Raw genomic sequence first — 24,414 nt, forward strand, 5'->3', positions numbered from 1 at the left:
GCGATTTCCGAGCGCGTCCGTAGGTCCAGCGTGATCTGTCTCGGCAACCGCCAGATTTAAGCGGAATCGCGGCATTGGGATTGCCTTGTTCCATACTATTATTGGAACTGGGAAGCCGGCTGGATGAGCGATGACGAATATTAAAACGTATAAAGAGCAGGAAACGGTGCTCATTCTATTGAACATCGCGGTGCTCGCGGCGTTGTTTTTTGTACATATCAGCTTTATTTCACTGCTCGGCAGGCCTTCGCTGCTGCTGCTCGTTACGCTCGCAACCCGCTTCGTCATATTGGTTGTCGAGCTGCTGTGGCTGCAGCGGCTACCCCTGGACTCTCCTGCTTCTTATGTAAATATTCACGTATTTGTCTCAATTGCGCTCAATATTACGTTTGCCTTTGCTGCTTCGATATCGGGCGGGACGGCGGACAGCCATTATTCGGTGCTGATGATCATCCCGATCCTTTCGGCGGCGTACCGGTTTGACCTCGCTCGTACGCTGGCGGTCACGGCAGTGACCATCGTGTTGACCTTCTTCGAGGTGTGGCTTTTCTTTAGGGCTCATCCGCCGGTGGATGTGAGCGAGTATTTTGAGGCGGCGACGGTCTCGCTTATCTTCCTGGTCGTCGCCACGGTCGTGTGGCTCCTCGTCGGCAGCCTGCGCAGAGAGGAGGAAAAACTAGGGCGCAGTTTGGAAGACCTGCGGATCCTGCAGGAAAAGCTCGTTGCCGAGGAAAAACTCGCGGCGGTCGGGCAATTGTCGAGCGCGATAGCGCACGAGATCCGGAACCCGGTGTCGATGATCGCGAGTTCGCTAAAAATGGCTGAGAAGCATGAACCCGGCTCGGCGATTAGGCTGGAGATGTTCAACATTGCAACCGAAGAAGCGAAGCGGCTCGAAACGTTGACGACTGATTTTCTGGCCTTTGCGCGGACAAAAGAACCCGAGCTGAAATCGGTTTTAGTACATCAAACGCTCGATTACATCGCGGGTCTTGCGAAGGCACGTCTTGTCGAGAAAAGCCTGACGGTAGAGGTGCTATGCGACCAAGAGTTGTCTTTCATGATGGATGAGACGCAGATGCAGCAGGCTCTTCTCAATCTGCTTACTAACGCACTCAACGCCGCTGCACCAAACGGCAAGATCCACTTGGGAGCCTATAAAGATGGAGCGAGGTCGATCCTCTTTCTCGAAAATGAAGGCAGCGCCATTCCGGAAGATATCGCACCGAGGATATTCGAACCGTTCTTCACGAACGGCGTGAAAGGAACTGGCCTCGGGCTCTCGATCGTAAGAAATATTGCGAGAGCGCATGGCGGAGATGTGTTTCTTGCAGCCAATGAAAATGGTAAGGTGAGGTTTGAGATACGGTTTTAACTGGCGGCAATAAATGGCACGAATACTGATCATTGATGACGAGCAGAACATGCGCCGGATCCTGACGCTGATCTTGCAGGAAGCCGGCCATACGGTGTCAGAAGCGAGCGGCGTTACGTCTGCTCTCTCGAAGCTTGCGACCGAGGCGTTCGATCTGGTCATCTCGGATAAGAAGATGCCGGACGGCGACGGCTTTGACGTCCTCAGGTTTTGCCGTGAGAATGAGCCAAGTTTGCCGGTCGTGATCTTGACCGCACTCGCAACCGTCGAGCTAGCCGTCGAGGCGATGCAGGCGGGAGCGTTTGATTTCATCTCAAAACCCTTTGTCCCGGAGGTTGTCACCGCCGTAGCGAAACGTGCAACCGAGCGGACACAACTGCTTCGTGAGAACGAAGTTTTACGGGAGGAAGCGAAACGGTTTGCATTCGCTGACGAGATCCTGGGCGTAAGCCTCGCCATCACACACTTAAAGGAAACGATCGCAAAAGTCGCCCCGACAAATGCGACCGTGCTTATTACGGGTGAGACGGGCACCGGAAAAGAACTCGTTGCTCGAGCGATTCACAAAGGCAGTTCGCGTTCGCAGACAACGTTCCTCGCCGTCAACTGTGCCGCGGTATCTGAACATTTGCTTGAATCCGAGCTGTTTGGCCATGAAAAAGGTTCGTTCACGGGGGCCGATAAACCTCGCCAGGGACTATTCGAGGCGGCCAATCATGGAACGCTTTTCCTGGACGAGGCTGGTGAGATGTCGCTCGGACTACAGGCAAAACTGCTGCGTGTTTTGACCGATGGCCAGTTCCTCCGTGTCGGCGCCACTGTACCCAGAACGGTGGACGTTCGCGTGATCGTTGCGACACATAGAAACCTGCATGAGCGGGTAAAGGAAGGGCTTTTTCGCGAAGACCTATATTACCGCCTGGCTGTTGTGCCGATCGAGATCCCGCCGCTAAGAAACCGCAGAGACGATATCCCGGTGTTAGTCGATTTCCTCATCAAACAGGTATCTCGCGAACTTAAGGTCAGCCCGCGGATCGTAAGCCCGGAGGCAATAGCCAAGCTGATGTCATACTCGTTTCCCGGTAATGTCCGTGAACTCAGGAATCTCGTCGAGCGAGCCTGCATACTCGCTTCAGGCAACGTGATCTCGAGTGAGGATCTGGTTCTGGCTTCCAACGGAGGATCTAATGAACCCATCACACGGACGGCCGAAACGCTTCCGCCGAATACTGACCTCCCGACATTCCTTGACTCGATCGAATCGCGGTTAATTAAACATGCCCTGAGCGATTCGGGCGGAGTACAGGCTGAGGCGGCGCGGAGACTTGGCATTTCGCGGAGCGACATCGCATACAAGATAAAGAAGCACCACCTGCAATAGCGTGTCCTAAAATTCCGACATAACGTGTCGGCCCCGTATTAAAATTACGACGGACTAACCTGCATACCGGCTCTCACGCCGCATTAAACCTAACATTTACAGCTACTTAGAACACGTCATGATTTGGCGTCAACGTTGCAATAGTACCTGGTAGAAAGCCGAGAAAATATCCGGCAATTCATTTCTACTAAGGAGATCTATGAACAACCAAGCAGCCAAACGTTTCAACACATTTTCGATCAGTTTTTTTGCAGCCGCGGCGGCGTGCCTGCTCGCGGTCGTAATGCTCACCGATTGTGCCAGCCATAGCGGTGACATGATCGATACGGCAAAATCGGCGGTACCACAGGGTGAAAAGACTGCAACCAAAACGCTCGAAAACCTCCAAACTGCCTTCAACGGCGAGAGCAATGCCAATGCAAAGTATCTCGCTTTTGCGAAGAAGGCTGACGACGAAGGCTATACAAAGGTGGGCAGCCTTTTCAGAGCCGCCGCTCGTGCCGAGGAGATCCATAAGAACAATCACGCTGAAGTGATAAAGAAGATGGGCGGATCTCCAACGGCTGACATCAAGGCAGCCGAAGTCAAAACAACCGCCGAAAATCTAAAAGGTGCGATCGAGGGCGAGACCTACGAACGCGACAAAATGTACACCGAATTTATGACCGAGGCCCGCAGCAGCGGCAACAAGGAAGCCCTGAGAACTTTCAATTTTGCGAAGACTGCCGAGGGCGAGCACGCAAAGCTATACGCTGACGCCCTAGCAAACCTCGCCGACTGGAAGGGCGGAAAGGCGACATTCTTTGTCTGCTCGACCTGCGGCTACACGACCATGGACGCCGATCTGCAGAAGTGCCCGGTCGATTTCACGCCGAAAGAAAAGTTTGAATCGATCAACTAGCTCTTTTTGCCAATTTTTCAAGGGGGAAGCTGCGGGTGTCATACCTCATACCAAACAAACACCCGCAGCTGTTTCATTAAGGAGTAATAATATGTTTCCGCCAATTCCAAGCTGGGACGGTCTTCATCCAATAATCATACATTTTCCGATCGCCCTGTTGATCGTGGCCCCGATCATCATCCTGATGGGCCTTCTTATGCCAAAAAACGGGCGAACCTTTCTGATCGCCGCATTTGTCCTGATGCTGATCGGTACGATCGCAACTTTCGTTGCCGTCTCGACCGGCGAGGCCGCAGGCGAGCTCGCCGAACATATCAACAATGTCGAGTCCGCACTCGAGGAACACGAGGAGCTTGCCGAGACGACGAGGACTGTCTTCACGGCATTGACCGCAATATTTGGCGTGATCTTATTTGCACCAATGCTTTTCAAGAAAGAGCTTTCGCGGGCTATCTTGATCCCGCTTAATCTTGCCTTTCTGCTCTTCTACGGCTCCGGCGTTGTGCTGCTGATGAACACCGCACATCAGGGAGGCATACTAGTTCACCAGCTGGGCGTTCACGCGGTGATGGATCCGACAGCACAAAACAACGCAGTTCCTAAAAAGGAGAAAGACGATGGTGATGACGATTGAACCAATAGCAAAAAAAGGGAGAACTTTATGAATAAAGCAATTATTTTGACGGTGATCGCAGGAGCATTATCCTTATCGGTCGGGTGCGGCGGAGCAACTAAAGATAAGGAAACTCCGAAAACCCAGACGAATGCGGTAGTTTCGAACACAAACTCGGCAAGCTCGCCAACCTCAGCCACACGCAATGATGGCGATGCAGATGACGTTAGAGCGTCAAATAGCACAGTCTCAAATAGTTCGAACGCCACAAGAGCTACGAAACCACTGGATCGCGACGATTCAAGATCGGCAAACAAGCCGGCAGCGAACCGGCCGAACAATCGCGGTGACGCAGATGATCGTGGAAAAAAGGACTCGGACGGTGACAGCGACGACCGCTAAATAACATACTTCCGAAAAACCATTCAGGTTGGTGAGCTAACTCGCCAGCCTTCTTTTTCGGGAGCACGTTTTATTCTATGATGTCGCCCATACTCGCAGTTCCTTGGAGCCGCGGCGGGTTTTCGGGGCTGGTATCGCCGGCAGCTGATCGGGACGCGGGACTTTTATTCTTTGGTTTTGAACCAGCTTACGATAAACAAAAGCCCAAGAACGGTATCGATCATTCCGGCAGCGAACATTTGCGGATCGAGGCGGCCGGTGGCGAAGAGAGCGGCGGCAGCGATGCCGAAGCTGAATTTTTCGACGATCGACGGCAGGATGAACAGCCGGTAACGCTGCGGATCGCGGCTGATGATCAGAAACACGAGCTGAAACGCGATCGCCACGCCAATAAAGCCATAGAAAAACTCAGGATGCGTGATCGCCGGCGGCGTATCCGTCTCGATCTTTTGTTCGAGAAAATACTGCGGCAACAGCACCACGAGGCCGTAAATGCCGGCGATAAGAAATGTATATTTTGCGAATTTCATTCTGCCTCCACTCGCTAAGGCGAAAATTATTCGTCAATAGTATCCCGCCGCCAAGCTAATCGACGACCTCAAAATCCACCCACTGGCTCGAGACGGCGTTTTTGCTGCCGAGGGTGTCACGGACGATGAGCTGGAGGGCGTATTCGCCGGGCTCGGTTTGGGCGAGGCGTATGTAGCCGAAATCGTTGATCCGTGTGAGATCAGGTTGGTTTTCGGGTTTCCATGGTGCGGGTGCGCCCTCAGCGACGAGCTTGCCGTCTTTATAGAGATTGACCTGGACCGTGATCTTGGGCTGTTTGTCGGCACTGCCCAGCCGGGCGTTATAGATCGAGTATGAATACGCGACGACCGAGCCGCGTTTGAAACGGCGGATCGACGGTACGGAGGCGGACGCGGGCAGGCCGATGGCGGTTTCGGCAGTGGTCGGGCCTAGCCTCTCGAAATTGCCCTTGTCATCCACACCCGCGATCGACAGGCCTGAGAGGAAGATGTCCGAGCGTTTCAGATCAGGTATCTGCACGACCTGGCTCGACGAACCGATCTGTTTGCTGTTGCCATCGCGAACCGCAACGCGAAACGTATAGCTGCCCGGCGTTTTGATCGGCACATCGGTCGAATACGTCAGCCCGTCACGCGCTATGCGTTCCGCGGTCGCCGGGTCGAACTTCAGCGTGTGCGTCCTGTTAAAATCGTCGATGACCTCGTTTTTCTCATTCATCGTCACGGCAACGACATCAAGCACCGCCTTTTTCTGGCCATTCGGCTCATCGCTGAACAAAAGCGCACTGCCATCGATGTGCATCAGCGAGCGGACGTAATTTCCGGCCGTTGCCGAATTGCCGAAGAATGCCGACAAGTCGATGTTCAGCCCAGGCTTAGGCAGAGGCGACGCTATCGCGTCATATAGATCGCTTTCGGTACTCTTACTCTTGCGCTTCACGACCTCCGCGTCCGGAACACCCACAAAACCGGCACGGTATGCGACGTTAAGGTCAGGTATCTTAACGTTTACCTCGATCTTGTTGAATTTCTTATCTTTGAACGACCCCTCGGCGGGCTCGTAGGCGAGAAGGTAATATCCGGATTCCCGACGTAAGACCTCGCCCATCGGCACGTTCAAACGATCCGCGCCCTGATAAAAGTTACCGCCGGTCTCATAGGCGAGTTCGGCCAGACCTTCCTTGCCCTTTAGTGAATCGGCGATCCGGGCATTTGAGATAGGAGTTGAAGAACCGGTCTTCACATCAACGTCATCTCTCGCCTCGATCATCCCCGGAACTTCCGCCCCACGAAGCGAAAATGTATTGACGACCACGCCCGCCCTATTTGCGGCATCGGTAACGTCTCTCATAGCGTCTCGGGCGCCCAGCGTCTCATTTTGGCGGCTGCGAAACGCTAGTGCGTCAGAAAAAACAAACATCAGTTTGCGGCCCGGCGCTCGTTCAAGTCCGCGGATCGCATATCTGAGGACGCCGATCGTTCCGACAACCTGGTTATTTTTGATCGCATCTTCGCGGTATTCGCGGCTCTTCTTCTCGGCCTCAGATTCCTGACCCACTGTGTCGATGCCGGTGGCTCCGTCGGCCTTTGTACCGCGGGTTTCTTTAGCATTGAAGCTACCGTCGTCGGTGCCGCACCCTGGTGGGGGCGGATACCAACGGATCTTTTCCGCCGCGTTCAGCAAAACAGCCTTGTCCGATGTATATTGCTGATAAGTGCTGCTTCCCGCTCGGGTCCGATAGATCGCGACAAAGTCATCCGGCAGCATTTGCTCATTGATAAACCGCTTGATCCCGTCCTTTGCTGAGTTAATTCCCCATAGAGATGCAGCACACGAGCCGTCATCGACCATCACCGCGATCACACGCCCAGCCTGGCCACTAGCGCGTTTGGCGGGCGGCGGCGGAACTCCGTTCTTTGGCTTTTCGCCAGTTGTCGTAACGGTGTTCGTAACCTGAGCCGAATCGATCGGCACGTACGTCACACCAGTTATTTTCTGCGCCTTGCCGTCCTGCAGCAGTTCAAAGTCCGCCGCACCGAGGTCGCGGACTTGATTGCCTTTTTTGTCAGTAACGACAACATCGACCTGAACGAGCTTGGTCGTGATCTTAACCACGTCGTCCACATCGTTCTGCGGCGTGGGTGTTGCCGTCTGCGCCGAAGCAGCGACTGAGAAAGCAAAGGCTAATAAGAGAGAGCGGCTCACGAGCGTAATTCTTTTTTTCATAATGATGCCTTATTAGATGTAATAACGAGGTGAAAGAGTTTTATTCCGTTTGAGAAATGGCAACTTTAGCGAGGAGAGCTCTCAGTTTATTGGAGAGTAGTCGAGGTCGAACGTAAAAGCAAATATTCTCTTGTACGATAAAAATGCCCGTTTCCATACGAAAACGGGCATGGTGTAAATACATTTCCACGAGCGGAACTATACGTCCAGATTCTTAACGTCCAGCGCATTGTCCTCGATGAATTTACGCCGTGGTTCGACCTGGTCGCCCATTAGGACGGTGAAGATGCCGTCGGTTTCGATGGCGTCCTCGATACGCACCTGGAGCATGGTGCGTTTCTCGGGGTCCATGGTGGTTTCCCAGAGCTGTTCGGGGTTCATCTCGCCGAGGCCTTTATAACGCTGGATGGTGAGGTCTTTTTTGGCCATCGCCATGACCTTTTCGAGGAGTTCCTCGTGGGTCTGGATAGTTTCGCTCTTGCCGTCTTCGCCAAGGACGAACGGGCCCGGAAAATCGATCGCAAGTGATTTTTTAAGCTCGATCGCCTTTTGAAATTCGACATAGCTGGCAAGATTCCAGTCGATCTTGAGCCGCTGGCCGTTGGGATACGAGATGTCGATCTCCCAGAGGCTGTGCTCTTCGTCATTGGTCAGCTCGGTAGCGTATCCGGCGGCTGAGAGCTTGCCCTCGATCTCGGCCATTAATTCCTGTTCGCCAAAAACCTTGCGGATGCGCATCGGATTTTTCGTGATCACGCCGTCTTTGCCGGCAAAAGCTTCGAGCAAAAGCTCAGCCAGTTTCGGGTCACTGTAAACACGACGGGCTATGCGTTCGGCGTAAAGGCCTAGTTCTTTGGTCTGCTCCAGAGCCTTTGACAGCAGGCGGCCCTCGATTGCGTTGCCGTTCGAGGTGATGTTCGAATCGCCTGTCGCCATGCGCATCAGGTATCGGAAAAAGGCCTTTTCATCCTTGATGTACTCTTCCTTTTTGCCGCGTTTTACTTTATAAAGCGGCGGCTGGGCGATGTAAACGTAACCATTTTCAAGCAGTTCCGGCATCTGACGGTAGAAAAACGTCAGCAAGAGCGTGCGGATGTGGCTGCCGTCGACGTCAGCGTCGGTCATCAGGCAGATCTTGTGGTAGCGAAGTTTCGCGACGTCAAAATCGTCTTTGCCGATGCCGGTTCCAAGCGCCGTGATCAAAGCCTTGATCTCGCCGTGGCCGAGCATTTTGTCGAAACGAGCTTTTTCCACGTTCAGGATCTTACCCTTGAGCGGCAAAACAGCCTGATTCTTACGGTCGCGGCCCTGCTTGGCCGACCCGCCTGCGGAATCTCCCTCGACGATGTAGATCTCTGACAAAGCCGGGTCTTTTTCCTGACAGTCAGCCAATTTGCCGGGAAGTGTGGACGTGCCTAACGCGCTCTTTCTCACGATCTCTCGCGCTTTACGGGCGGCATCGCGGGCTCGTGCAGCATCGACCGCCTTACCAACGATCTTCTTCGCCACGGCCGGATTCTGCTCGAAAAATTCGCCTAGCTTTTCGTTCAGGAACGATTCGACCGGGCCTTTGACCGGTGAATTGAGCTTACCTTTCGTCTGCCCTTCGAACTGCGGCTGCGGGATCTTGACCGAGATCACGGCGACCAAACCTTCGCGAACATCGTCGCCGGTGAGCGTGACCTTCGCATTCTTGACCATGCCCGACGATTCAGCGTAGTTGTTGATAGTTCGCGTGATCGCACCGCGGAAACCGGAAAGGTGCGTGCCGCCATCGACGGTATTGATGTTGTTAGCGAATGAGAAGATCTTCTCGTCGTAGCTGTCGTTGTACTGCATCGACACCTCGATCGAAAGCTCATCGCTAATTTGTTCAAAATAAAGGGGTTCGTCGTGCAGCGGAGCCTTATTTCGGTTGAGATGTTTTACAAATTCTGCAATGCCGCCTTTGTAGTAAAATTCATGCGACTTTTCGGGTTCTTCACGTTCGTCCTTGATGAAGATACGGATACCTTTGTTCAAAAAGGCTTTTTCGCGAAGGCGCTCGGAGAGTTTTTCGAAGCTGTAAATGGTCGTTTCGAAGATGCTCGAGTCAGGGCGGAACGTGATCTTGGTACCGCGTTTAGTCGTCGTGCCGGTTTTGATGAGCGGTGCGACCGGGATGCCGGCCTCGAATTCCATCTCATGCGTCACGCCATCACGCCAGATCTCAAGCCGCAGATATTCGCTAAGAAAGTTTACGCAAGATACGCCGACGCCATGGAGGCCGCCGGAAACTTTGTACGAATTCGAGTCGAACTTACCACCCGCGTGGAGGATCGTCATGACGACCTCAGCTGCCGAACGGCCTTCCTGCTTATGCATGTCAGTCGGGATGCCGCGGCCGTTATCGACGACGGTGATCGAATTGTCCATGTGGATCACGACCTCGATCGTGTCGCAATAACCCGCGAGAGCCTCATCGACCGAGTTATCGACCACCTCGTAAACAAGGTGGTGCAAACCGATCTCGCTGGTTGAGCCGATATACATCGCCGGACGCTTACGGACCGCATCGCGCCCCTCAAGAACTGTAATGGAATCTGCCCCGTATTCTGGTTGTGCTGTAGCCAATTTTTAAAACCTCTTATCTAATTTATTACTCTGACGATCATCCTTTTGCCGATTGTTTCCAGTGCCTTGAGGGCACTCGGAATAAGAGGCAAAAGATTTGACAGATTGTTTGTTCGAGCAGACAGAACGAGTATTGAAATTTGGAGATTATCGGTATTCTGCTGATACTGAATATTCTTATCGACCGTTACTAGAACATCAAAATCTTTGTTTGCCGCAGCGAGCAATGCTCCGTTCTTTAGGCTTTTGTAGCCAGCCTGTTCAATGGTCGAGACGTCGTGTCCTGCGAAGTGTCTTCGCAGGGGCCGCGGAACGCATTCGTCAAGCAGCAATCGCATAGTCCTCGAACACCTTTTCTTTCAACAACTCAATGACCCCGACGGCTTGCCCGCGGTCAACCGTTGGGAAGTGATCGAGAAATGTCTCCAAACTATCCCCGGCTTCCAAGTAATCGAAAAGGTTCTGAATAGGTACTCGTGTTCCGCGAAACACGGGGGTTCCACTCATCTTTTCCGGATCGATCTCGATAATTTCACGCTGCTCATCGCTCATACCCGATTCCTCCACGAAAACCACGCGCCAGACATAAATCGAACGCTGAAAATAACATCCTATATTACCATTTTTTGAATGATTTTTACAGAGCGGTTAGCAACAAAACACTTAATTTTATTGCATTTCAGCCTTTCCAGCCGTGACTTGAAAAACCTGTGCCAGGGAGCCAAATCGCGCGACAAAACTTTCCTTCGACGTGGTTACGAACGTCTGCGTTTTGCCGTCCAAAAATTCGAGCAGTTTGCCGATGCGGCGGTAGTCTAGTTCGGCGTCGATGTCATCGATAAGAAAGAGCGGATATTCGCCGCGAGTTGCGTTGAAGACGGAAATGCTGGCGAGCTGCAGGAGAAGGAGAGTGCTTCGCTGTTGGCCGGCAGAACCGAATTTGCGGATGTCGTGGCCGTCAAATTTTAGCTCCATGTCGTCGCGGTGCGTGCCGATCAGAGCGTGGCCTGACACGACCTCGGCTTGGACACGCAACTTCAGGCGTTCGGTGATCAGGTTTTCGTAATCCGCGAGGTCGCCTTTGTCCTCAAGGGATGAGAGATAGCGGACGGAAAGCTCTTCGCGGGCGAAGAGTTTCTTTTCGAGAACCTCGTTGATACGTTCAATGAAACGGACGCGGGCCCGGTGGATCTTGGCGGCGAGTTTGGCGAGCTGCGAGTTCCAGGGCTCCAGCATTTCGGATACCTTTTCGAGCGGAAACTCGTTATCGCGTGCGGACTGGAGCAACGCATTCTTTTGCTTGATCACGCGGTTGTAATCGGTAAAGACCTGGATGAACGGCGGATGAAGCGAGACAATTCCCGCGTCCAAAAATCGCCGTCGCGAATCGGGCTGGCCGCGTATGATCTCTAGCTCATCCGAATTAAATACAACTGCATGGAGCTGCCCGAGATAGCGATTGACCGTTTCCTTTTTATCGTTGATAAGAAGCGTTTTAGTATTGCCGGCGATGATGATGCGGAGTTCGCGGACGATCTCAGGCGATTCGCGGACATCGCCGCGGACCATAGCTGTATCGCTGCCGAAGTTAACTGCGTCCAGCAGTCTCGCCGTCCGAAAAGAACGCGTCGAAGCCAGCACAGCGATCGCCTCCAGCCAATTCGTCTTGCCCTGTCCGTTCTCGCCGACGAGTACATTTAGGCCGTGCGAAAAGGCTATCGAGCCGTTCAGATTACGGAAATTTTGAGCTTCGACAGATTCGAGGAACATTCGGTAGATTTTATCAGAATGCAGAAGACCGCGCGTTAGGCAAGGGCGGATCGCTCAAGTAGGATGATGCGCCCTTGCTTACGCGCGGGCTTCTGCAGCCGGAAGTCTCCCGTAAGAAAAGAAATTCTAAAATACAGCGAAATATTGCTAATATGTTTAAAGAGAATGCAAAACATTCTTTAACCACACGTAATATGGACCGCATCATCTCGCTCATCGCCCTTACAGTTTTCTTTGCTGCCGCTGCGTTCGGGCAGCAGAGCATTAAGATCGGTTCGGCCGCACCTTCGTTTTCGGGTGCGATGATGGACGGGACACCGTTTGAACTCAGCGAACTTCGCGGCCGCGTGGTCGTGATGACATTCTGGTCAACACGCTGTGCGATCTGCCATCACGAAATACCTAAACTGAACACGATGACCTCTCGCTACGACCCGGCAAAGGTCGTATTTCTCGCCCTTTCCATGGAGAACGAGGAAAAGATCAACGGATATCTCAAAAACAATTCTTTCAAATTTCAGATCGTCCCGAACAGCTTCGGCACCGTGCTCCAATACGCCGACCGCGATCGCAGCGGCAATCTCGATATGGGCTTCCCATCGTTTTTTGTTATCGACCGATCCGGCGTGGTCCAGTTCCGGGCGAGCGGTTATGACAAGACCGGCTCGTTGGATTCGACGATCGCGAAGCTTGTCTCGAAATGACTGGAGCGCGAGCATCCTTGCTCGCCTTTAGGTTTTTTAACTAGGTTTCCGATCACGGGCGAGCAAGATGCTCCCCTCCAGTCGGGTATCAACTCGTCAGAAGTTTCTGCGGATCTGAGGGCGGTCGATGATTTTATATTTGTTTAGCGTGAAATTTTCGGTTATATTTTGAATTCGCCTCTCGTGCGGAGAGGTAGCCTAATTGGTAAGGCAGTAGTCTTGAAAACTACCGCGAGTGATCGCTTGCAGGTTCGAGTCCTGTCCTCTCCGCCATTTAGATTTTGGATCGCCGATTTGGGATTTTGGATTCGTCCGAACCAAATCGGTTTTTCATTTTAATACTAAAGCCCATCCACTCACGATTTTTCTTGCTTTCAATTTCGCATTTGTTATAGCCTAGAGGCATACTGAATGACGGTTCATTCATAACCGCCTTTTTATGCCGAAACCAGTCCGAAGTGGTTCGCCAGCCCGAGCTGTCGTTACCGATAAAAGAGAAGCTATCCTGCGAGCCGCAACCAAGGTTTTCGCGGGGCGGGGCTATTTTAATTCAAAGGTGTCGGATATCGCCGGCGAGGCTGGGATCGCTGACGGAACTGTTTATCTTTATTTCAAGAGCAAGGACGAGATACTGCATTCGATATTTGACCGTGCGATGGCTGAGTTTATTGCTGAGGGCAAAAGAGAGATCGCCTCCCTTGACGAGCCGACCGAAAAACTCAAACGTATCGCAGAACTGCACCTGAGCCGTCTGGGTGCCGACCGCGATATGGCGATCGTATTTCAGGTGGAGCTTCGCGGGTCGACGAAGTTCATGCAGGAATTTTCTGCTGCCGGATTTAGTGAATACCTCGATATTATCCGTACAACGATCGCTGACGGGCAAAAGGTGGGCGTATTTCGTGACGATATTAAGCCGATCGTCGCGGCGAAGATACTCTACGGCGCACTGGATGAGATGGTGACGAATTGGGTTTTGTCTGTTAAAGACTACCCGCTCGAGCCGATGGCGGGCGAAGTTTTGAAGATATTTCTGGGAGGTAGCCTGGCAAAATGATCGACGGAGCGCATGACAGCATCGAAAACGGCGTTTTATCGGACGCGGCTTACTTTGCCGAGTTTCCGCCGACGCTTGCAGATCTGTTTTTAGCATCTGCAACGAAATTCGATCTGCCCGATGCCCTCAATTATAAAAAGAATGGCGAATGGCTACCGATCTCATCATCTGAGATAATTCGCCGCTCCGAGAATATCTCTCTCGGCCTCCATTCGATCGGCCTTCGGAAAGGCGACCGTGCCGCGATCCTTGCTGCGAACTCGCCTGAATGGACGCTTACTGACGCCGGCTGCCAGTTCGGCGGTGTGATCGATGTTCCGATCTACACGACGTCAGCTAACAAGGCGATCCAGTACATCATCGACGATTCGGAAGCCCGCGTCTTCTTTCTGCAAGACCGGGCGACATACGAACGGATCCTGCCAGCGATCAAAGAATGCAGATCTCTGGAAAAAATAATCCTCTTCGATTCCGGCCCGATGGCGGATGGACCGATCATCTCGCTGTCGGTCTTGGAATCGATGGGGGCACGGCTTAGAGATGAGAAACCCGAGCTCTCATCCGAGCTTCGTCACCAGATCGCCTCGACCGATATCGCAACACTTATCTACACGAGCGGCACGACCGGCGAACCGAAGGGCGTGATGCTCAGCCATGCAAATCTTGTTTCGAATGTAGTCAACGCGAGTGAGAAATACGATTTCTCGCCCGACGACGTTTCGCTATCGGTGCTGCCTCTGTCACACGTCTTCGAACGCGGTGGAATGTACGTCTACATCAGAGCCGGAATGCGGGTTTTCTATGCCGAATCGATCGACAAAGCTCCGGACAATCTGAAAGAGGTTCGTCCCACGATCTTTGTCGGCGTGCCGCGGATATTTGAAAAGGTTTTTGAACGGGCTCGGATGAAAGCGGCTCTTTCAAGCCGCGTCAACGAGATGATCTTCGATTGGGCAATGGATGTCGCTAAAGAATACGCCACGCTCAACGAGGAGAAACAGCCGATCCCGATGGCTCTAATGGCGAAACACAGCATCGCGGATACGATCATCTATTCGAAGCTGCGCGACTTTTTCGGCGGACGGCTGCGTTTTTGTATAACGGGCGGTGCGGCACTTTCAGACGATATCTATTTGATATTTACTGGTGCGGGAATTTCGATCATGCAGGGTTACGGACTGACGGAAACTTCGCCGGTTATATCGTCGAACAACCCGACAACGTTTCGCGTCGGAACCGTCGGCCAGCCCATCCGAGATGTGAAAGTCCGTATTGCTGCGGACGGCGAGATCGAGGTAAAAGGGCCGAATGTTATGCTCGGCTATTATCACAAACCCGAGGCGACGAAGGAAGCATTTACAGATGACGGCTATTTCCGTACAGGTGACATCGGCGAGATCGATGCCGATGGGTTCCTGAAGATCACCGATCGTAAAAAGGAACTCTTCAAAACCTCAGGCGGCAAATATATCGCCCCAACACATATCGAGCAGATGCTGCGAGCATCGCGATTTGTAAATCAGGCGGTGCTCGTCGGGAACGAACGAAAATTCGCGGCGGCCCTGATCGTCCCAAATTTTGAGATGCTCGAGAGTTACGCAAAGCTAAAGGAGCTCGACCTTCACACGCCGGAGGACTACTGCTCTGATCCGCGGATCATTGATCTGATCGCCCGGCAGATCGATGCAATGACAACGACGCTTGCTCAGTATGAACGTGTCAAGGCATTCGCTCTGCTTGTAAACGAACTCTCCGTGGAGACCGGCGAGCTTACGCCGACCCTCAAAGTAAAACGCCGCGTAATAGACGAAAAATACCGCGACGTTATCGACAAAATGTACAGGGACGCCGATAACGCACGTCCCTGAACAGCCTTCGAATTTTAGAATTCACTAGTACATCACACGCATACCGCCGGTATTCGCAGCCGACGAGATGACCTGTTTTCCGGCTCCGATCGCAAACTCTGCAATAATGAGTGCCAACGGCTTTTTCGCCTTGTCAACGACAACCATATCGTAAGGCTCAAGATAAATATCCGGCTGCTCACCCTTTCTGATCTTCTCCAGGTTTGCAACTATCACGTCCTGCTCGATCGAGCCAGACCTTTTGCGATAGATCTTAACTTCCTTGCTCTTCGCTTCCGGGTTGACGCCATTTACCATGTTAACGGCCTGAAACAGCGTGGTTCCGCCGTCTTTTTTCAGCAGGATAGCGCCTGGCTGGCGAACCTCGCCGACAATATAGACCGGAGTTGCCTGTGGGACGTAGATAACATCGCCGGGCAAAATGACCGGGTTATCGGACTGGAGCCCCTGCGCCATCGCTGATAATTTGTAGATCCTGGACGGGATCTCATTGGGATCGCCACTCTCCGGAGTCCAATTCTGCGATTCGTCTCCCTCAGAACATTGTTTTCTCAACGGACGATAAACCTGAACAACCCTGCCGGCATCTTTTGTCGGGCCATTGGCGAAAGAGATGAGCTCTAATAACGTCGATCTTCGCGTCAGTTCTACCGGCGAGGGTGAATTTACCTCGCCAAAAACTCTGACAGGCGCCTTTACCCTTTTCTCAGTTCGCAGATTCCATTGAGGATTCTTAAGATATTTCGTCAGCAGCTTATTGATATCGGCCTTAAGCTCCTGCTCGGTCTTACATTGTGCGACGATCTGGACACCGTCCGAGAAGGGCAACTCGATCTTACCGTTCTCATCGACGGTGACCGTGAAATTATAATCTGCCTCGCCAATGAATTTTCCTGAGATCTCATCGCCCGGGCCGAAAACGTAGCCCTTCGGTGTATTCGCCCCTGACGGCGAAACGGTGGTTGATTGGACAAGTTTTGAAACCTCGGTCTGGCCGAAAATCGAGCCGGTGAGAAAGACCGAAATAATGCTTGAAAGAATAAATAAGTTCTTCATACGGAAAAATACCTCCGATATACGTTAGCGCTAGAGTTTATCGCACGTTGGCTGGTGAAACAACTCTTTTTGGCGCTCACGGGGCGAAGTAAGTTTGATGAGTGAAAGCGGCTTGGTAGTTCGCTTTTCATATCGTGATAAAATATTTGCAAGATAATGACACAACTAAGACCATCTAGATCACGCATTTCCAGAAAGGCAGGCAGCTTTACCGAATCGGTCATCCGCGAGATGTCGCGTGAAGCTGTGAAGTACGGAGCCGTTAATCTCGGCCAGGGATTTCCCGATTGGCCCGCTCCTGAGGACATCAAACAGAAGGCGGTCGAAGCGATCCTGGATGATCACAACCAGTATGCAGTAACGTGGGGCGTTAAGAGTTTTCGCGATGCGATCGCTAAAAAGACGATGTGGTTTCTCGGGCTCGACCTCGACCCCGAAACCGAGATCACCGTCACGTGCGGTTCGACCGAAGGGATGATCGCCGCAATGATGGCGACCGTCGACCCGACCGAGGAAGTTATAGTTTTCGAGCCGTTTTACGAGAATTACGCACCAGACGCGATCCTATCGGATGCGACGCCGCGGCATGTTCCGCTCTATCGAACCGAGAATGGTTTTGTCTTCGACCGCGAAGAGCTGCGTGCTGCCTTTAACGAGAAAACCAAGGCGATCATCATCTGCAATCCGAACAATCCGACGGGCAAAGTCTATACAAAAGACGAACTCGAGTTCATTGCCGATCTCTGCAAAGAGTTTGACGTACTCTGCTTTACTGACGAGATCTACGAACACATCATCTACTCCGGTCACGCCGATGACGATCCGCTAAGCCACACTTGCATGGCAAATATCGAAGGCATGCGCGAACGTACCGTCGTAGTAAATTCGCTGTCAAAAACATACTCGGTCACCGGCTGGCGCGTGGGCTATTGCATTGCACCGCCGGATATCACTTCGGCGATCCGTAAGGTCCACGATTTCCTCACCGTCGGAGCCGCCAATCCGCTGCAGCACGCCGGAACCTACGCAATGGGTTTGCCGCCGTCGTATTACGACGCTCTGCAGATCGAATATCAGCAGAAACGCGACTTTATAATTCCCGCTCTTCAAAACGCCGGTTTCAAATGCGATTCGCCTGACGGTGCGTACTACGTGATGTGCGACATCTCCGAATTCGGCTTCCCCAGCGACATCGAATTCACCAAACACCTCATTCGCGAGATCGGCGTAGCGGTCGTCCCGGGTTCGTCATTCTATCGCGGCTCCGGAGGTTCGCAGCTAGTCAGATTCTGTTTCTGTAAAAAGGACGAAACGCTGGAAGCAGCCGTTGAAAAACTTGGGAAATTGAAGCGCGGATAGCGTGGCACAAGCCCGCGCGTAAACAAGGGCGATTTGCGAACGTGAATTCAGCGGAAGCATTCTAACCACAGGCATACCGTTGCAAACAGAGTTGAATGATTCGCCCTTGCTAACGAGCGGGCTTTTGCACGGGGTCAGGCAACCACAACAATTCCTTGCGCAACAAAAAATGTAACCAATTCGGAGAAAGCTTCGTCTTTCATATTTGCGAAACCAATTTTTTTGGAGGCATTTTTTATGTTTAATCGATATTTGAGTTCGGTAATGATCATCACGTCGGCGTTCACGTTTGTGATCGGCCAGACGCCGGAGCCGAAGAAAGAAAAAACGCTCGCTCCGCAGGCATTTGCTTTTTCATTTGAAGACGATGGCGGTTATCTTGGCGTTCAGACGGTTGAGGTTACTAAAGAGAATTTTAGCAAATTCGGCCTTCGGGATGTTCGGGGCGTGGCGGTCGAGAAGGTCCTCGAGAATTCTCCCGCGGCCGCAGCAGGACTAAAGGATGGCGACGTTATCGTTCGGTTTAACGGCGACGAAGTAACCAGTACACGCAAGCTGACCAGGCTGATCGGTGAGGTCGAACCGGATCATCAAGTAAAACTAACGATCGCACGCGGAGGCAGCGAACAAGAGATCACAGCAACGATCGCAAAACGCCCGGGTATGAAATTTGGCGAAGGCAACTTTAAGCTCTCGGGTCCGGGCGGCCTTGAAAAACTTGATCTCGAAAAGCTCCGCGATCTTCCGCAGTTAAAGGACTTTCCGATGCTCAAGGATTTCCCGCAGCTGAAAGATCTGCCGGACAGCGAAGGCTTCCGCAGTTTCTCGCTCCCGGGCGGCGGCGAGGGCAAGGTTTTTGCATGGTCCTCAAGTAACAGCCGCCAGATCGGCGTCGGCGTCACGGATCTGACCAAGCAGCTCGCCCAGCATTTCGGCGTTGATGATGGTTTGCTGATCAGCGAAGTTCGTGACAACTCACCCGCGGCAAAGGCGGGGCTCAAAGCCGGTGACATCATCATCGATGCAAACAGCAAAGCCGTAATCAGCCAGCTCGATCTCATCCGCGAAGTCAACAGCAAGAAGGAAGGCGACGTCCAACTCACGATTGTTCGTAGCGGAAAACGCCAGACCATCTCGGTCACACCGGAAGCGTCAAAGGACAGCGGTTTCCTATTTGACACGAAAGACGGCGAAGGCCGCATCCTCACGCCGCCAGCACCACGTGCTCCGGCAAATCCAGCGGCACCGAAGCCAATGATCTTTCGTTCAGGACGGATAATTTAGCCGTTAAGTTGAAACGGCTAAGATGACCCAGATAGGGCTTTAGCCTTATCTGCTTTATTTGCGTTTATCTGCGGCGAAAATTATCAGAACAAGCGGAACTCAGGATGGCTTCCGCGTCGCCAGATGAATCCATCGAGAACATAATGCGTCATCTGCGGCAGTGCGAGGAGTGGGACGAGGTACATTTTTAGGTTTCCCCAGTTCCAGTCGCTGCCGAAAAGCCACTGTTTCTCGTGCCACACGCCGCGATGCCAGAATAGCTCCTCGACATAAGCGAGCGCCCAGAGTGTGGCGAGGAAGATCAGCCAGTTTGATGACAGCGTGCGGTAAACCGGCCCGGCGGTTTCGCGGCGGTATTTGGCGTAGATGTAGATCAGGGCGAAATACGGAACGCCGTGGATTATGACGTTTGTAACGGTGAACGCGTAGTCAGAGTTGAAATAGACGATGCCGATGTACCAGCAGATCGCGGTGGTGGCGACGATGATGTCTTTGCCGATGTTTAGAAACCCGGTCGTGAAATACTGGTAGATCGATTTCGCAAAATAAGCGGTGAGAGCGATGACGTAGAGCGGAAACAACACCGTCTCAACCACCGTCGGCAGCGAGACAAAATCGTTTTGCACGAACCATTCGAAATTTCGCGGCAGCCGTGTCATCCAAAACGCCAGCGGATATACGCTTGCGAGATAAACCGCCGAAGCATCGATCCACCAAGTCCAATTCGCCGTCTCGCCTAACCTCCGCCGATACAAATTGACCCAACCATACTGCTGCCGCACAAAATGAAAAACCGCGACCGCCGCCAGCACCTTCCAAAAGACGAGCTCGCCCTCAGAATACAGTGCAACGCCGATAGCATAACCGGCGATCGGAACGAGAAGGTACAACGGTGCTCTCCGCTTTAGTTCCTCTTTATCAAGGTAGACCCGAAACGACGTGGACCAAACGTGGGCGACATCGATCAGCAGAACGCCTGTGATCCACGTCCATTCGGGAGAATCACCGTTCAAAGCTCCTATCTGAGAACCAACCGCTAAAAGCAGAAGAGACAAAATAGCACTACCCAGAAAGACGGTAAGGTCAATGGATGAGGAAAACAGCCAGCGGTCAGTCACAGTTTTGACTTGAATGGCGGACTCGGATTGCATCATCCAACATTTGCCTCGATTCGACGTTGACCCCACAATCTCATAAAAAGCTCAAATCCCTTCAAATCGTCTTTATCAGCTATACGTTTTGGCCAAGCAGTCATGAAGAACTCGAATACATCATCGGAGAACTGACACACGGCTTTTCGCCAAACATCAGAATTTGTTTCGATACTTAGATCATCCCCAATTTCATGCACGACCTTGCCAGCTTCATGCTTGATTGTCCAGTCAATTCCTATATCGCAGCCGCCGAGATATAGACCGTCCGGCTCACTTTCTTCAACCCACATCGTATGTCCGCAGTGAGGAATCAATAGTCGTCCTTCGCTGATCTCATGGTCCTCCTGTATTGTTTTCAAGAGATTATATGCAGCCGTGCTTACCGTCCACTCCTTATCCCCTCCATCAGAAAGAAGCGTGTCTCCTATTTTCAAGTAGACGCCACCGTGGAGACAGCAATCCTCAAACGGATCGCTTCCGTCGAGCCAATGGAGATCGGTAGGCCGTAGTTCAATATTGCTCATGTAATTCGCACAATTTCTGAAGCCGCTCGCAATCCATGATAGAACGCTTCCTCGAAAAGTGCGATACCACTGAGGTCTGTGTGCGCGAAATGGATGTTGCGATACGGCTTCATTGCCTTTTCACGAACGCCGCTGTGGATGAAGTTTGGCCGCGGACTGATCATCGCATGGCCCCAGCGCATTATGTCGATGCGGGTTGTCAGCTCGTAAATATCCGAATGAGCTCGCGAGAGATCGGTCAGGCAGACATCGGCGAGCTGTTTCCAGTCGTAGTTGAAAAGCGTCGTCCGGCCGTTCGGCTCGTGGCACATCGGGTAATAATAGGTCAGGATCGTGGGCCCATAGTCGATTCCTTTTTGATGCGTGGCGGTCACGTATCCGAGCGACGGGCTTTCGTAGATGACGTTGTCCCAGGAGAGCGGAAAATCCTTGGCAAAGCGCGGTTTTGGTCGGTCTTTCAAAAAAAGGTTTGCGACAAACCAGGCGTTGTGTTGGAATTCTGCCGCCGCAAACGGAGCTTCCTCGCGAAATCCACGAATAACATACGGTGCCGTAAACATCGGCGAAGCGTAGATCGCCCTTTCGCAATGAAAACCGCGGATCTCACTACCGTCAAGACAGATCACATCGACGCCCTTGTCAGTCGGCACGACCGAAACCACGATGTGCGACCTCCGCACGTTTTCCTTCACTTTATCGAGGAAGTGATGGACAAACTGCCCGTTGCCCTCAGGACATGTGATAAAAGGCTGTGATTCGACGCCGCTCTTGCGAACCCTGGAACAAAAATAAAACAGCCCAACCCAAGCTGAGGCTTGATCTGCCTTTAGACCGTAATCGTCACGGGTGGCGTAATCGCAATACCAAAACAACCGCTCCGACGTAAAGCCCTTTTGCCGCAGCCAATCGCCGAGCGATATCTTATCCAGCGAAGTAACCTCAGCATCGGTCGAGCAATGTGCTAACGGCACCACAAACGCCCGCTTACCCGACGAATCACGCCAATTCACCCAGCCATCAATGATCTTTTGAAACTCAGCGAATTGCCGTTTATCATCCTCGCTCGCCCCAACCTGCAAATACAGCCCTTCGTACCAACGGCCCTTGTAATAAACGCGCTCCTCTGGCTCGCGGCAGAGAAACTGCTCTTTTGCAATAATTTCGCCTTCCGGCCCACGGCCTTCAAGCAACGACATTTCTTCGAGAAGTGAAACTAACTCAATATTCTCTTGAAATGGAACCGGCAAATAATGCGCCGCCCATGGATAACCAACCGGTTCACCTTTCCCACTCGCGGACGTTCCGCCAACCTCTTTCTCTAATTCCAACAAGACGAAATCATCAAAATTCTCTTTCTTCAGCTTCCAAGCCGCCGACAAACCCGCGATCCCGCCGCCAATTATTGCAACCTTTTTCGTTTCCCATTTATCCGCCGGAACCTCAAAACTGCGATTCTCACGCAGTATATGCCCGAGCGTTGCCGATTGACCAACGATCTCACCTTCTGGAAAAGTGCGTTCGCGTTCCGAAGAACATGCCGCGCACGCAAGAGGTGCTCCAAGAAACGCAGTCAATAATTCTCGTCGGGTGAGGTTCATTCGAAATAGCTGAAAGCTGATAGCGGTTTTAAGGGTTGCGATAAGCATCTTTTGTAATTCTTCGCAATCGTCCAAAAGTGAGTGAGCCAACCGTTCGGTGATAAAATTGCCATCGCGTAGTAAACGTAGAAGGAAGTTAGTTTTGAAGGCTTCCTTGTTTGCGACGGCGTACCGAGCTCGGAAATCCTAAGTATTTGTTCCCTGCTTTCCTTCTTCGATGAATAGCCCAATATTCGTTCCTGAATCGAGAACCTTTCTTGAAAGTACATATTCGTGTTTTTCTTTATGAAGATACTCACTGAGATTCACGATCCTGAGAGCGAACGCATATGATTTTTCTCTTAGTATTTCTTTCATATCAGCTAATAGCTATCAGTTTTCAGCTATTTTGAAAAATCACTGTTCAAATCGCCGCCACTCAGTCTCGTAATACCTAACAAGGGCCTGATTATCGAGCCGATTTACTTCCAGATCTTCGCTTGGCTTCGATGTATCGCTCGGGAATTCAAACATTGATGCGAATGTCTCGTTGTTTAGGAATCGCAGCTCGATGCCCGGCGGCGGTGTTTTTGGTGTTTCGAATGGTTGAAGTTTGGCAAGAGCGTAGCCCCAGATCCCGAAACTGGGAACGGCAGTTTGATATGGTTTGACCGTGTAACCGCTGGTTTCAAGCGTTTTCATAACGCACCAGAATGAGTTTCGGGCGATGAGCGGCGACGTGGTTTGAATGACAACGGACGATTCCGGTTTGAGCTTTTGTTTTAGGAGATTGTAAAAGCGGGTCGTATAGAGTTTGCCTAGAGCGAAGTTATTTGGGTCTGGAAAGTCGACGATCGCGATGTCAAAGGGCTCTATTTTTTCCTGATCCATCCAGACGTATGCGTCGGCATTTGTTACGTGCATTCGAGGGTCGTCGAACGAGTGATGATTCAGCTCGCCGAGAACCGGAACGGAATATGCGACCCGCGTCATTTCAGGATCGAGATCGACCATTTGGACAAACTCGACCGACTTGTATTTCAATATCTCGCGGGCCGCGAGACCGTCACCACCGCCTAGAATTAGCACGCGCTTTGGCTCGCCCGGAAACGCGGCGAATGCCGGATGGACAAGCGCTTCGTGGTAGCGATACTCGTCGAATGAATTGAACTGGAGATTACCGTTGAGAAAGAGCGAATAGCCAACCTTGCCCTTCGTAACTACAATACGTTGATACGACGAGCTTTTTGCGTAGATTATGTTATCGACAAATAACCCATCCTCAGCAAACGTGGTAAGCCGATCGGCTTTGATCATTCCGATCCCGAGCAGAACGATGATTATAAAACCTTTGACGCGGAGGATCGTGATCTTTCGTTTCGAAAGCAGCGGTTCGAGCAGCCACGTCGCCCAGATGCCAACGCCAGCGTTTAGCATTCCAAATATGAGCGAAGTTCGATTGAGGCCGAGCTTTGGAACAAGAAATATCGGAAACAAAAGCGAAGCTACCAGGGCTCCGACATAATCGAGGGCGAGAACGCGGGAAACTAGATCTTTGAAATCAAGCTTATCTTTTAGGATCCGCATCAGCAGCGGTATCTCAAGCCCGACGAGAGTTCCTATGATGAAGACTAGCGTGTAAAGAATGATGCCGAAATACGAAACGTACGCAAAGGTCAGAAAAAGCAACGGGGCCGAAAAGCCGCCGATGACCGCGACTGCGAGTTCGATATCGATGAACTTTTCAGCGACATTCTTTTCTACGTATTTGGAGAGGTAAGATCCGACGCCCATCGCAAAAAGATAGACGCCGATGATGAACGAAAATTGGGTTACGGAATCGCCAAGTACGTAGGATGATACGGTTGCAGCCAGCAGCTCATATATCAGGCCGCAGGTCGCGATGATTATAACGTTAAGAAAGAGTAGCGGAGTGCTTTTCATTTAAGGAATTCAAACAGGATGAACAGGACTGACAGGATCAAAAAGCAATATCCTGCTTATCCTGCCGATCCCATC

At 52.0% G+C, this 24,414-nt stretch carries 22 protein-coding genes and 1 tRNA gene; 11 read left to right on the forward strand and 12 right to left on the reverse strand.

What is annotated here, in order from left to right; genetic code table 11:
• Positions 1-130 precede the first annotated feature (130 nt).
• The 5 genes from IPG22_08320 to IPG22_08340 all read left to right on the forward strand — a co-directional run bounded on the left by IPG22_08320 (position 131) and on the right by IPG22_08340 (position 4,672).
• Positions 131-1,375 (forward strand): hypothetical protein, encoded by a 1,245-nt coding sequence (locus tag IPG22_08320; GenBank protein ID MBK6588285.1) that lies wholly within the window; start codon positions 131-133, stop codon positions 1,373-1,375.
• A 13-nt stretch (positions 1,376-1,388) separates the two neighbouring features.
• Positions 1,389-2,756, forward strand: coding sequence for a sigma-54-dependent Fis family transcriptional regulator (locus IPG22_08325; protein ID MBK6588286.1), 1,368 nt, complete (start codon positions 1,389-1,391; stop codon positions 2,754-2,756).
• Positions 2,757-3,072: 316 nt separating this feature from the next.
• Positions 3,073-3,657 (forward strand): rubrerythrin, encoded by a 585-nt coding sequence (locus IPG22_08330; protein MBK6588287.1) that lies wholly within the window; start codon positions 3,073-3,075, stop codon positions 3,655-3,657.
• A 91-nt stretch (positions 3,658-3,748) separates the two neighbouring features.
• Positions 3,749-4,291: a hypothetical protein gene (locus IPG22_08335; GenBank protein MBK6588288.1), complete on the forward strand. Its 543-nt coding sequence runs from the start codon at positions 3,749-3,751 to the stop codon at positions 4,289-4,291.
• Positions 4,292-4,318: 27 nt separating this feature from the next.
• The gene (locus tag IPG22_08340) at positions 4,319-4,672 is read left to right on the forward strand and encodes a hypothetical protein (protein MBK6588289.1); all 354 of its coding nucleotides are present in this window, start codon (positions 4,319-4,321) and stop codon (positions 4,670-4,672) included.
• Positions 4,673-4,836: 164 nt separating this feature from the next.
• Here IPG22_08340 and IPG22_08345 read toward each other — a convergent pair whose 3' ends face one another.
• The 6 genes from IPG22_08345 to recF form a co-directional block, all read right to left on the reverse strand.
• Positions 4,837-5,202 carry a hypothetical protein gene (locus tag IPG22_08345; protein ID MBK6588290.1) on the reverse strand — a complete coding sequence of 122 codons (366 nt, stop codon included), beginning with the start codon at positions 5,200-5,202 and terminating at the stop codon, positions 4,837-4,839.
• 55 nt (positions 5,203-5,257) lie between these two features.
• Positions 5,258-7,429 (reverse strand): VWA domain-containing protein, encoded by a 2,172-nt coding sequence (locus IPG22_08350; protein ID MBK6588291.1) that lies wholly within the window; start codon positions 7,427-7,429, stop codon positions 5,258-5,260.
• 198 nt (positions 7,430-7,627) lie between these two features.
• Positions 7,628-10,042, reverse strand: coding sequence for a DNA topoisomerase (ATP-hydrolyzing) subunit B (gene gyrB / locus IPG22_08355; protein MBK6588292.1), 2,415 nt, complete (start codon positions 10,040-10,042; stop codon positions 7,628-7,630).
• Between the two features lie 17 nt (positions 10,043-10,059).
• Positions 10,060-10,380: a DUF5615 family PIN-like protein gene (locus IPG22_08360; GenBank protein ID MBK6588293.1), complete on the reverse strand. Its 321-nt coding sequence runs from the start codon at positions 10,378-10,380 to the stop codon at positions 10,060-10,062.
• On the reverse strand, positions 10,364-10,594 hold the full coding sequence (locus IPG22_08365; GenBank protein ID MBK6588294.1) for a DUF433 domain-containing protein: 231 nt from the start codon (positions 10,592-10,594) through the stop codon (positions 10,364-10,366). The genes IPG22_08360 and IPG22_08365 overlap by 17 nt, the downstream gene beginning before the upstream one ends.
• Before the next feature lie 117 nt (positions 10,595-10,711).
• Entirely contained in the window at positions 10,712-11,812 is a 1,101-nt protein-coding gene (gene recF, locus IPG22_08370) for a DNA replication and repair protein RecF (protein MBK6588295.1), read from the reverse strand.
• Positions 11,813-11,964: 152 nt separating this feature from the next.
• On the opposite strand from recF, the gene IPG22_08375 reads away from it, so the two are divergent.
• The 4 genes from IPG22_08375 to IPG22_08390 all read left to right on the forward strand — a co-directional run bounded on the left by IPG22_08375 (position 11,965) and on the right by IPG22_08390 (position 15,441).
• Complete coding sequence (locus IPG22_08375; GenBank protein MBK6588296.1) at positions 11,965-12,516, forward strand: TlpA family protein disulfide reductase; 552 nt, start codon at positions 11,965-11,967, stop codon at positions 12,514-12,516.
• A 187-nt stretch (positions 12,517-12,703) separates the two neighbouring features.
• Positions 12,704-12,789, forward strand: a tRNA-Ser gene (locus tag IPG22_08380).
• A gap of 166 nt (positions 12,790-12,955) precedes the next feature.
• On the forward strand, positions 12,956-13,573 hold the full coding sequence (locus IPG22_08385) for a TetR/AcrR family transcriptional regulator (protein MBK6588297.1): 618 nt from the start codon (positions 12,956-12,958) through the stop codon (positions 13,571-13,573).
• On the forward strand, positions 13,570-15,441 hold the full coding sequence (locus IPG22_08390) for a long-chain fatty acid--CoA ligase (protein ID MBK6588298.1): 1,872 nt from the start codon (positions 13,570-13,572) through the stop codon (positions 15,439-15,441). The genes IPG22_08385 and IPG22_08390 overlap by 4 nt, the downstream gene beginning before the upstream one ends.
• Before the next feature lie 24 nt (positions 15,442-15,465).
• Here IPG22_08390 and IPG22_08395 read toward each other — a convergent pair whose 3' ends face one another.
• On the reverse strand, positions 15,466-16,497 hold the full coding sequence (locus IPG22_08395) for an SLBB domain-containing protein (protein ID MBK6588299.1): 1,032 nt from the start codon (positions 16,495-16,497) through the stop codon (positions 15,466-15,468).
• A 156-nt stretch (positions 16,498-16,653) separates the two neighbouring features.
• On the opposite strand from IPG22_08395, the gene IPG22_08400 reads away from it, so the two are divergent.
• Together IPG22_08400 and IPG22_08405 are read left to right on the forward strand one after the other, a co-directional pair.
• On the forward strand, positions 16,654-17,856 hold the full coding sequence (locus IPG22_08400; protein MBK6588300.1) for an aminotransferase class I/II-fold pyridoxal phosphate-dependent enzyme: 1,203 nt from the start codon (positions 16,654-16,656) through the stop codon (positions 17,854-17,856).
• A gap of 237 nt (positions 17,857-18,093) precedes the next feature.
• Complete coding sequence (locus tag IPG22_08405; GenBank protein ID MBK6588301.1) at positions 18,094-19,140, forward strand: PDZ domain-containing protein; 1,047 nt, start codon at positions 18,094-18,096, stop codon at positions 19,138-19,140.
• Positions 19,141-19,223: 83 nt separating this feature from the next.
• Here IPG22_08405 and IPG22_08410 read toward each other — a convergent pair whose 3' ends face one another.
• The 5 genes from IPG22_08410 to IPG22_08430 form a co-directional block, all read right to left on the reverse strand.
• Positions 19,224-20,291: a hypothetical protein gene (locus IPG22_08410; GenBank protein MBK6588302.1), complete on the reverse strand. Its 1,068-nt coding sequence runs from the start codon at positions 20,289-20,291 to the stop codon at positions 19,224-19,226.
• Positions 20,291-20,818 (reverse strand): hypothetical protein, encoded by a 528-nt coding sequence (locus tag IPG22_08415; protein ID MBK6588303.1) that lies wholly within the window; start codon positions 20,816-20,818, stop codon positions 20,291-20,293. Before IPG22_08415 ends, IPG22_08410 begins: the two co-directional genes overlap by 1 nt.
• Positions 20,815-22,464, reverse strand: a complete 1,650-nt coding sequence (locus tag IPG22_08420) for an FAD-dependent oxidoreductase (GenBank protein ID MBK6588304.1) — start codon at positions 22,462-22,464, stop codon at positions 20,815-20,817. Before IPG22_08420 ends, IPG22_08415 begins: the two co-directional genes overlap by 4 nt.
• A gap of 138 nt (positions 22,465-22,602) precedes the next feature.
• Positions 22,603-22,773 carry a four helix bundle protein gene (locus IPG22_08425; GenBank protein ID MBK6588305.1) on the reverse strand — a complete coding sequence of 57 codons (171 nt, stop codon included), beginning with the start codon at positions 22,771-22,773 and terminating at the stop codon, positions 22,603-22,605.
• Between the two features lie 39 nt (positions 22,774-22,812).
• Complete coding sequence (locus IPG22_08430; protein MBK6588306.1) at positions 22,813-24,339, reverse strand: polyamine aminopropyltransferase; 1,527 nt, start codon at positions 24,337-24,339, stop codon at positions 22,813-22,815.
• Positions 24,340-24,414 lie beyond the last annotated feature (75 nt).

Source organism: Acidobacteriota bacterium, from assembly GCA_016703965.1.
In the GTDB taxonomy this organism is placed as follows: Bacteria; Acidobacteriota; Blastocatellia; order Pyrinomonadales; family Pyrinomonadaceae; genus OLB17.

What these genes read in the sequence shown, in the direction of transcription:
- IPG22_08320 (MBK6588285.1), top strand. Translation starts at nt 131, where the DNA reads ATGACGAATATTAAAACGTATAAAGAGCAGGAAACGGTGCTCATTCTA.
- IPG22_08325 (MBK6588286.1), top strand. Translation starts at nt 1,389, where the DNA reads ATGGCACGAATACTGATCATTGATGACGAGCAGAACATGCGCCGGATC.
- IPG22_08330 (MBK6588287.1), top strand. Translation starts at nt 3,073, where the DNA reads ATGATCGATACGGCAAAATCGGCGGTACCACAGGGTGAAAAGACTGCA.
- IPG22_08335 (MBK6588288.1), top strand. Translation starts at nt 3,749, where the DNA reads ATGTTTCCGCCAATTCCAAGCTGGGACGGTCTTCATCCAATAATCATA.
- IPG22_08340 (MBK6588289.1), top strand. Translation starts at nt 4,319, where the DNA reads ATGAATAAAGCAATTATTTTGACGGTGATCGCAGGAGCATTATCCTTA.
- IPG22_08345 (MBK6588290.1), bottom strand. Translation starts at nt 5,202, where the DNA reads ATGAAATTCGCAAAATATACATTTCTTATCGCCGGCATTTACGGCCTC.
- IPG22_08350 (MBK6588291.1), bottom strand. Translation starts at nt 7,429, where the DNA reads ATGAAAAAAAGAATTACGCTCGTGAGCCGCTCTCTCTTATTAGCCTTT.
- IPG22_08360 (MBK6588293.1), bottom strand. Translation starts at nt 10,380, where the DNA reads ATGCGATTGCTGCTTGACGAATGCGTTCCGCGGCCCCTGCGAAGACAC.
- IPG22_08365 (MBK6588294.1), bottom strand. Translation starts at nt 10,594, where the DNA reads ATGAGCGATGAGCAGCGTGAAATTATCGAGATCGATCCGGAAAAGATG.
- recF (MBK6588295.1), bottom strand. Translation starts at nt 11,812, where the DNA reads ATGTTCCTCGAATCTGTCGAAGCTCAAAATTTCCGTAATCTGAACGGC.
- IPG22_08375 (MBK6588296.1), top strand. Translation starts at nt 11,965, where the DNA reads ATGTTTAAAGAGAATGCAAAACATTCTTTAACCACACGTAATATGGAC.
- IPG22_08385 (MBK6588297.1), top strand. Translation starts at nt 12,956, where the DNA reads ATGCCGAAACCAGTCCGAAGTGGTTCGCCAGCCCGAGCTGTCGTTACC.
- IPG22_08390 (MBK6588298.1), top strand. Translation starts at nt 13,570, where the DNA reads ATGATCGACGGAGCGCATGACAGCATCGAAAACGGCGTTTTATCGGAC.
- IPG22_08395 (MBK6588299.1), bottom strand. Translation starts at nt 16,497, where the DNA reads ATGAAGAACTTATTTATTCTTTCAAGCATTATTTCGGTCTTTCTCACC.
- IPG22_08400 (MBK6588300.1), top strand. Translation starts at nt 16,654, where the DNA reads ATGACACAACTAAGACCATCTAGATCACGCATTTCCAGAAAGGCAGGC.
- IPG22_08405 (MBK6588301.1), top strand. Translation starts at nt 18,094, where the DNA reads ATGTTTAATCGATATTTGAGTTCGGTAATGATCATCACGTCGGCGTTC.
- IPG22_08410 (MBK6588302.1), bottom strand. Translation starts at nt 20,291, where the DNA reads ATGCAATCCGAGTCCGCCATTCAAGTCAAAACTGTGACTGACCGCTGG.
- IPG22_08415 (MBK6588303.1), bottom strand. Translation starts at nt 20,818, where the DNA reads ATGAGCAATATTGAACTACGGCCTACCGATCTCCATTGGCTCGACGGA.
- IPG22_08420 (MBK6588304.1), bottom strand. Translation starts at nt 22,464, where the DNA reads ATGCTTATCGCAACCCTTAAAACCGCTATCAGCTTTCAGCTATTTCGA.
- IPG22_08425 (MBK6588305.1), bottom strand. Translation starts at nt 22,773, where the DNA reads ATGAAAGAAATACTAAGAGAAAAATCATATGCGTTCGCTCTCAGGATC.
- IPG22_08430 (MBK6588306.1), bottom strand. Translation starts at nt 24,339, where the DNA reads ATGAAAAGCACTCCGCTACTCTTTCTTAACGTTATAATCATCGCGACC.